This is a genomic window from Mesorhizobium sp. M1A.F.Ca.IN.020.03.2.1 (genome assembly GCF_004023205.1).
Classification (GTDB): Bacteria; Pseudomonadota; Alphaproteobacteria; order Rhizobiales; family Rhizobiaceae; genus Mesorhizobium.
This window is the reverse complement of the sequence record NZ_RZSV01000260.1, coordinates 1-7,006: the sequence shown is the minus strand read 5'-3', so window position 1 is coordinate 7,006 and position 7,006 is coordinate 1. Positions and strand designations below refer to the sequence as shown.

Here is a 7,006-nt window from a genome sequence, read left to right as displayed (position 1 = left end):
AAAGTGTTGAGATCCAGCACTACCGGGCGGCCGTTGAAATAGCCCGGCGAGTTGCCGATCCAGTGATCGAGCCCCTCCAGCCACTCGTCGATCGGCGCCTCCGGCGTCAGCGTGAAAGCGACGAAGGAGCGGGCGCGGAAGCGGATGGATTTGTTGTGCAAAGGGGCGGCGAAGGTCACGGCCAGACGAATCCTTACTCAATGGTTAAAGGGTGCCGGGCGAATGGTTAACAAAAGGTTAATTTTGCGGGTGGCGGCCGCTGAGGAACTGGCGCAGCTAAGTTTTGTGGCGGGGTGGTCACAGTGCCTGCCGCAGCGTCTATCCAGCACACAATTCGACACATGGCGTGAGCCGGCAAGGAACGCTCAGCGGGGCCTAACGGCCAACAATATGCTCGGCATTTCGGTTCTTGTCGGCGGAGGCACCAAGATCTGTATCTCGGCTCTTTCTTCGGCGCCACGCGGAAGCCCTTCATAGGAGTCGGACGGCGTCGCGCGTCAAGCGAAATTTAGTCGCCGGCAAGCTTTTCAGGACAACGGCGCCGACAATATTATTTCGCCTCGCCTTGTCGCCGCTTCGGTTAAGCGCTATGTTTTTCAAATCGAACTTGTTGAACGAACGTTGTTTCTGCGCCTTGGCGCCCTGACGATCTTCCCTCTCAATTTCGAAGACTGCGACGTTTGGCACGCAGCCAGGCGGCGATGATTTGCGTCGATTTGAAAGGAAAATCGTATGACTACTGGAACCGTGAAGTTTTTCAACGCCACGAAAGGCTTCGGCTTCATCGAGCAGGGCAATGGGCAGCCGGACGTGTTCGTCCACATCTCCGCCGTCGAGCGCGCCGGAATGCGCTCGCTAGCGGAGGGCCAGAAGGTGAGCTTCGACATCGTGAAGAACCAGCGGAACGGCAAAAGCTCGGCGGAGAATATCCAGGCGGGCTGATGCCGTGCATCCATGGCCTTTGACCGCGGATGTACCGGCATTGGCCTTGGAGCACTTTGATCTTGCGGATGTCTTCGTCCCGAAACCGGCTCCCGATTTCGGGCAACATGTTTTGGGGTTTTACGCATGTCTTCCCCTAACCGGTTTCCGATTTCGGGAGATATGCTTTGGAAGGTCGGGCTTGCCCGGCCTTCTTCGTTTCAAATTGCGAGGTAGACCATGGCCGAAACCAGTGTGTTCAAGCCGAAGGGCGACGCCAAGAGCGAAGCCACCACGAAGACGGCGCGCACGATAATCGAGGGCGAAGCGGCAGCGCGGCAGGCAAAGACGGAACGGCTCCGCGCGGCCAGGCTCGCCCGCGGGCCGGTTGAAGCGGAGCCAAAGAAGAAGCCGGCAAGGCGAAAATAGCGACGGAGGTCTTGGGGAAGTCCACTTCTCCCGACGCGATTCGACTCGACTTCCCGCGGCTGGGAATCGCCGATCCAATTCCCTTCAGCCGAACTATCCCAAAGGCCGGATGGCCGGGCCGTTGAGGACAGTCCCGTCCGGCGCGAACTGCGAGCCGTGGCAGGGGCAATCCCAGCATTGCTCGGTCGAATTCCAGTGCACGATGCAGCCGAGATGCGTGCAACTGGCCGAATGCCGGTGCAGCTTGCCGTCGCGATCGCGGCACACGGCGAACTTGCTCAAGCCGTCCTGAAGGATGCCGCCTTCGCCGGGCTCGAGGGCGTCGGCCGACTTGACCTCACCGGGCAGCAAATAGCCGGCAAGGTTCTTCACCGTCGTAAGGTTCTCATTGACGTAGTGCGCGAGCGCGGCGGGCGGCGTCCGGTCGGGGGCGTAGACGGCTTCCCAGGAGTTCGATCCGGCCACGATCAGATCGCGGATGAGCAGTCCGGCCAAGGCGCCATGCGTCATGCCCTGGCCGGAGTCGCCGGTGGCGATGAAGACGTTGCCGTTGCCGGGGCTTCGGCCAATGAAGCCGCAAAAGTCGATCGTTTCGAGGACCTGGCCGGACCATCGCGCTCGTTCTCCGCCAAGATCGGGCACCAATGCCCTGATCCAGGCCTCGAGCGCGACAAAGCGCGCCGCGCCGTCATCCGCTTCGCCCGATTTGTGATCGCGGCCGCCGGCTATGAGACAGTCCGTCTTGCCGGGGCCGGGATTGAGGCGGACATAATAATAGGGATCGTCCATATCCCAGTAGAGCGCATCCGGGAGGGTTCCCCTGGCAATGTCGAAAGCCATTGCATAGGTGCGGTAAGGCGCCATCTTGCTGTGGATCTTGACCCAGGTGTTGATCGGGGAATTGGTGGCAAACACTGCGTTCGAAGCCGTTACGGTGGAGCCGTCGTCGCATTTCAGGCGAACCTTGTCCCCCTCCTCGATTTCGGTGACGGCGCTGTCGGCGAATGCCTTGCCGCCTCGTTTCTCGAAATCGGCCAGCAGCGCGCGCAAATATTTCAGCGGGTGGAAGGTCGCCTGGTCTGGATAGCGCAGGATGGGCGCCGATTCATGGCCCTTGAGCGGCACACCCTTGCCATGCTCAGCTTCGGCGCCGATCTTTGCCGCAGCCGCATACTCCTTGTTGCATTCTCTGGCGGCCTCTTTCTCGTCCATCCATGCGGCCGGGAACAGGAAGCCGTCCAGCCGGCGGAAATCGCAGTCGATCTCCAGCGTGGCGACATGGCGTTCGATGCGGTCGACGGCGGCCTGCTGGCTTTCCTGGAATCCGCGCGCCAGAGCCTCGCCGCGCATGTCGATCAGCGCGCTCAAGCCGTCGTCGCAGATGGGTGCCAGATGGGCGGTCGTGCGCGATGTCATGCCGCCGAGCAAGGGGCCGCGATCCACGAGCACCACCCTGCGTCCCGCCAAGGCCAGTTCGTAGGCGATGGAAACGCCGGCGATGCCGGCGCCGATGACGGCTACGTCACAATGCTCATCCCGCTCGAGGCGAGGCGCGTTGGGCAAGCTGGTGTCGAGTGTCCAAAAAGATCTGGTCGCTTCGCTGCTGACGTTCATTGCCTGCCTCGTCGAAACGAAATCGGATGCCCGCGCCGAATGCTGCTCGGCCCGGGTTGCAGATCATCGTGACCGGCTCCACTTCAACGGCTAGGTGCTCTTGAGCGTTCCGTTCATCCCGTTCGGGTAAAAGCCGCCCTTGCTCACACCCGACTGATCGGTCAGATAGACGATGCGCAGCACCTCCTGCGGCGTCCTTGTGAAGGCAATCGCATCCGGCGTCGAAGGAACGACGTTGGCCTTGCCGTCAACCTGAATGCCCTGGTCTTTGTCCTCGTTCCCATCGATCTTGTCGCGTGCGTCGGAAACCGCATTCGCCGCCTTCCAGGCCTTCTCGCCCATGCGATAGAGCGAGGAACGCGCCATTCCCATGTGATAGGCCTCGACCGCGAGAATTCCAGCTGCGGCAGCGAGGAATTCCTTGTTCTTCAGGACAGTTGCCGCACCGGCGTAGGCGGTGACACCGACGTCCTCGAACAGCATGCCGCCGAGCACGAAATTCATCTGGTTGCCAAACGCATCGAAATCGTCGCCGAGGCCGGCCGCCTTGGCGACCGCGGCGAAGCCGGCATCGAAATCGATCGCCGGCCGGTCCACCGCGTTCGACGCCAGCGTCTTGCGATAGAACCTGACATGGGCAAGTTCGTTTTCCGCGACCTCGCGCATGAATTCACCGAGCGCGGGCGTATCGAACGCAACCTTTTTGCCGCCGACGACGTCGCCGGGTTTGGAACCGATGTCCGAGTCCTCGATGCCTTTTCCCGTGGTGCCGCGGAGGTAATATTCGGCCTCCATATATTCCAGGTTGAGCGCGAAGCGGAAAATGTCTTCGTCTTTTATGTCGTCCTGCGCGGCAGCAGACGAAGTCGCAGCAATGCCGGCCGCTGAAGCAAGGGTCGCTCCGAGACCGATTTGCAGTGCCCGGCGGCGACAAACATGAAGTGAAGGCGTGACAGCGGTCATAGCTTCCTCCCGAAGCCCGCCTGTCAACCGGTTTGGCCTCAATGAGCGGGCCAGCCGCCAAACTTCGCAGAAGGCAGAATGTTCCTGAAAAGAAGCCGATATGGCTTTGCCTGGGGGAGCCTGATGCGGCCGCGATACGGCTCGCGTGGCGCTGGTGCGGTTTTGCGCAGCCAATGGCTCGAGCCCTGTCGCCCGGGCGGGCGCCGGGCTTGCAGGCAGAGCGGCGACGGGCGCCTCGCCGCGACCTCCGGGCCATGAACAAGGCCCAGGAGATCGCCTGCCGCGCTCGGCTTCGCGCTCCAGCCTGACGAGAGCTCAAGCCGCCAGCTCTACCTCACGGGCTGCGGCGATCATGACGCCGGCGAGCAGGCCGTAGGCGGCTTGCCAGGCCTCGCGGACCTGAGGCGTGAAGGCCGCAGTCCGCCACCGCGTTCGCAACAATAACGGATTCGGTTGAGTTACAAGAGGGTGTCTCGCGCCAGATTCAGCGGCCCAGCGTCACTTCGCAGGAACGTGGGCCGCCCTACTCGCACTGCCGGCGCGGGCCGCCGTCATAGGGCTGGTAAGTGTTGTCCTGCGGATCGTAGGAGCGATAGCGGCTGAAGCAGGAGTCGATATGATCGCCCGACATCTGCGGGCCCAGCAGCCGATCCCTGGGAGGCTGGTCTTCCGGCAAAATCTCTTCCGGCGGGCCGCCATAAGTCGTCGCGTAGCCGTCCCGTGTCGTGGCGTAGCCTTCCACCTCGGCCTGGTCGTCAGTCACCTCGCCTTGATTGTTCATCCAGGGCTGATCGGGTTGGCGCCCGTCGGTCGAGGCTGTGCGATCGCGGCCCGGATCGAAATAGGGCGAGATGCAGGGGCGGATCTCCCCGCTGTAGGAGCGGTAGCTGTTTTCTTGCGGGCGGTAGCTCCGATAGCGGTTGGCGCACCATTCGAGATGCGCGTCGGGCAATCGTGCCTGCTGGGCCGGCGCCTGCTCCGAAGGCTGTTCCGCCGCATCGGCCTGGCCCGTCTGTGAACCATTTGGCGGAGAGACCTCGGGCAACGGCTGCAACTGCCGCGGCGCGGCGGCTTGCGGCGTTGGGAGAGCTGCGGTCTGCGTGGCCGTATCCGCCGCTTTGGCCCCCTCGTCCGCCTTAACGGACACGCCGGCGGCCTGCTGGGCCGGGATGCGCTCGAGATCCTGCTTCGCCGGATCGACGGGCCTGACGTCCTTGGTCCAGAGCTCCGAAACGCCGATCGCCGGCGTTGCCTGGCGCACCGGCTTGGCGGCCAGCAGCCAAGTGGCGAAGGCGAGCCCTGAGGCAAACACGGCCAGGGTCAGCACGAAGCCGCCGACGATTCCCAACAATGCCTTCACGCTGCTCTCCTTCAAGCCCCCGCTATACAATGCGGGGGGCGGGATGGGAGTTCCTCTGCCACCTCTCGAGATGAGGGACTAGGCGACCACCTCGCGATACTCCCTCACCTTCCCGTCCTGCCCGCGAATCCGCCATGTCTCGCTGTCCCGGCCCTCGATGTGGCTGGGGCCGAGCGGCACCTTGCCGCCGCCATCGGGCAGATCGATGACATAGGTCGGGTTGCAGATGCCGGAGAGGCGCTGGCGCAGATCCGCGGCCAGCGCCTGGCCCTCGACAATCGTGGTGCGGCGGTGCGCCATGCCCGGCGCCAGATCGCCATGGTGAAGATAGTAAGGTTTTACGCCCAACCGATAGATCAGCTCGCGGCAGAGCTCTTCCAGCACCTCGACCTTGTCGTTGACGCCCTTCAAGAGAACGCTCTGGTTAAGCAGAACAAAACCCGCCTGCCGCATGGTCCGGCAGGCCGTTTCGGTGTCCGGCGTGATCTCGCGTGGGTGGTTGAAGTGAGTGACCACCGTCACCATCAGCCTTCCTTGCAGGGCCGCCACAAGGCCGGGCGTGATGCGCGACGGCAGCGCCACCGGCACGCGGGTGTGGATGCGCAGGAGCCGGACATGCGGGATGGCCTCGATGCGGGCGCGGATTTCGGTGAGCGCCTTGTCGGGCAGCGACAGCGGATCGCCGCCGGTCAGGATCACCTCGCGGATCTCGCTATGTTGGTCCATGTAAGCGAGGGCCGGCTCCAGCGCCTCGCGCGTATAGCCGCGGCCAATCGAAGTCAGCGATTCCTTGCGAAAACAGAAGCGGCAATAGACCGAGCATTGATAGGTCGGGAACAAGAGCACGCGGTCGGCATGGCGATGCGTCAGCCTGGGCACCGGGCTGAAGGCGTGGTCGCCGATCGGATCGCCGAGCTCGCCCTCGGCAGTGATCAATTCGTCCGGCGATGGGATCACCTGCGCGCGGATCGGATCGTTCGGATCGTTCCAGTCGATCAGGTCGAGATAGGCTTTCGGCACGCGCACCTTGTGGGCGGCGGCGGCTTGCTGCGCAGCGGCGCGCTCGGCCGGTGAGAGCGGCAGGGCTGCGAGGTCGCGCACATGGCGCACGCCGGCACGCACGTCGTCCTGCCAGGCGGCGTCGGGTCCGCGCGCGACTTCCTTGAGATCGGTATTTGAGGTCATTGGGGTCTCGGTACGAACTTGCGCGGGATATCGGCCGGATGGATGGCCGGGTCAATCGTTTTGGTTGCCGCAGAGCGGTGGAGTGGCGCGCGAGACCGGCCGGGCCTGATGCCCGGCTTGTCTCGTGGCTTTGAGCGCGACGAAATTGGCGCTAATTTGGCGCAGGCTTCGGGGGCGAGACGAATGGATTTCAGCGCAGGCCATGGCTACCTTCTCATCGGTGGGCTCATCCTGGTCGGCGCCGGGCTGCTGATCATTTCGCTCATCGTCAATCTGCGCGTGGCGCACAGCGTGCGCGACGAACTGCGCCATCGCGAAAAGCTGCTGGAATATTATCGCAACATCTTTTCGCAGCTGGGCGTGATCCTGATCGGCATCGGCGTTTCGCTGTTCATCTTCTTCTTCCAGCAGAACTATCAGGACCAGCGCAAGCGCGAGACCGAGCTGCAGCAGGTTCTCGCCAAACTGGCGGCGCGCGTTGCCCGCGGCGCCCCCGTCATCGAAACGCTGGGCGAGTTCGACGAGATACTGGAT

General features: G+C 63.3%; 7 protein-coding genes and 2 pseudogenes. 4 read left to right on the top strand and 5 right to left on the bottom strand.

The window, feature by feature from the left end; translation table 11 throughout:
* Positions 1-179: pseudogene (locus EOA79_RS33800) on the bottom strand (septum formation inhibitor MinC); the annotation flags it as partial.
* 553 nt (positions 180-732) lie between these two features.
* Here EOA79_RS33800 and EOA79_RS27520 point away from each other — a divergent pair.
* Together EOA79_RS27520 and EOA79_RS27515 are read left to right on the top strand one after the other, a co-directional pair.
* Entirely contained in the window at positions 733-942 is a 210-nt protein-coding gene (locus tag EOA79_RS27520) for a cold-shock protein (RefSeq protein ID WP_066992896.1), read from the top strand.
* A gap of 219 nt (positions 943-1,161) precedes the next feature.
* Positions 1,162-1,350, top strand: coding sequence for a hypothetical protein (locus tag EOA79_RS27515; protein ID WP_066992893.1), 189 nt, complete (start codon positions 1,162-1,164; stop codon positions 1,348-1,350).
* Positions 1,351-1,443: 93 nt separating this feature from the next.
* On the opposite strand, the gene EOA79_RS27510 is transcribed toward EOA79_RS27515, so the two are convergent.
* On the bottom strand, positions 1,444-2,964 hold the full coding sequence (locus EOA79_RS27510) for an FAD-dependent oxidoreductase (RefSeq protein ID WP_095824631.1): 1,521 nt from the start codon (positions 2,962-2,964) through the stop codon (positions 1,444-1,446).
* Here EOA79_RS27510 and EOA79_RS33005 point away from each other — a divergent pair.
* Positions 2,906-3,058 carry a hypothetical protein gene (locus tag EOA79_RS33005; protein ID WP_164748317.1) on the top strand — a complete coding sequence of 51 codons (153 nt, stop codon included), beginning with the start codon at positions 2,906-2,908 and terminating at the stop codon, positions 3,056-3,058. The two genes, EOA79_RS27510 and EOA79_RS33005, sit on opposite strands and share 59 nt — an antisense overlap.
* Here EOA79_RS33005 and EOA79_RS27505 read toward each other — a convergent pair.
* The 3 genes from EOA79_RS27505 to EOA79_RS27490 all read right to left on the bottom strand — a co-directional run bounded on the left by EOA79_RS27505 (position 3,055) and on the right by EOA79_RS27490 (position 6,472).
* Entirely contained in the window at positions 3,055-3,927 is an 873-nt protein-coding gene (locus EOA79_RS27505) for a ferritin-like domain-containing protein (protein WP_095778970.1), read from the bottom strand. The genes EOA79_RS33005 and EOA79_RS27505 overlap by 4 nt on opposite strands.
* A 523-nt stretch (positions 3,928-4,450) precedes the next feature.
* Positions 4,451-5,287 (bottom strand): BA14K family protein, encoded by an 837-nt coding sequence (locus tag EOA79_RS27495; RefSeq protein WP_095824685.1) that lies wholly within the window; start codon positions 5,285-5,287, stop codon positions 4,451-4,453.
* A 78-nt stretch (positions 5,288-5,365) separates the two neighbouring features.
* Positions 5,366-6,472 (bottom strand): KamA family radical SAM protein, encoded by a 1,107-nt coding sequence (locus EOA79_RS27490; RefSeq protein ID WP_095824632.1) that lies wholly within the window; start codon positions 6,470-6,472, stop codon positions 5,366-5,368.
* A gap of 183 nt (positions 6,473-6,655) precedes the next feature.
* On the opposite strand from EOA79_RS27490, the pseudogene EOA79_RS27485 reads away from it, so the two are divergent.
* Positions 6,656-7,006 (top strand): annotated as a pseudogene (locus tag EOA79_RS27485) (hypothetical protein); the annotation flags it as partial.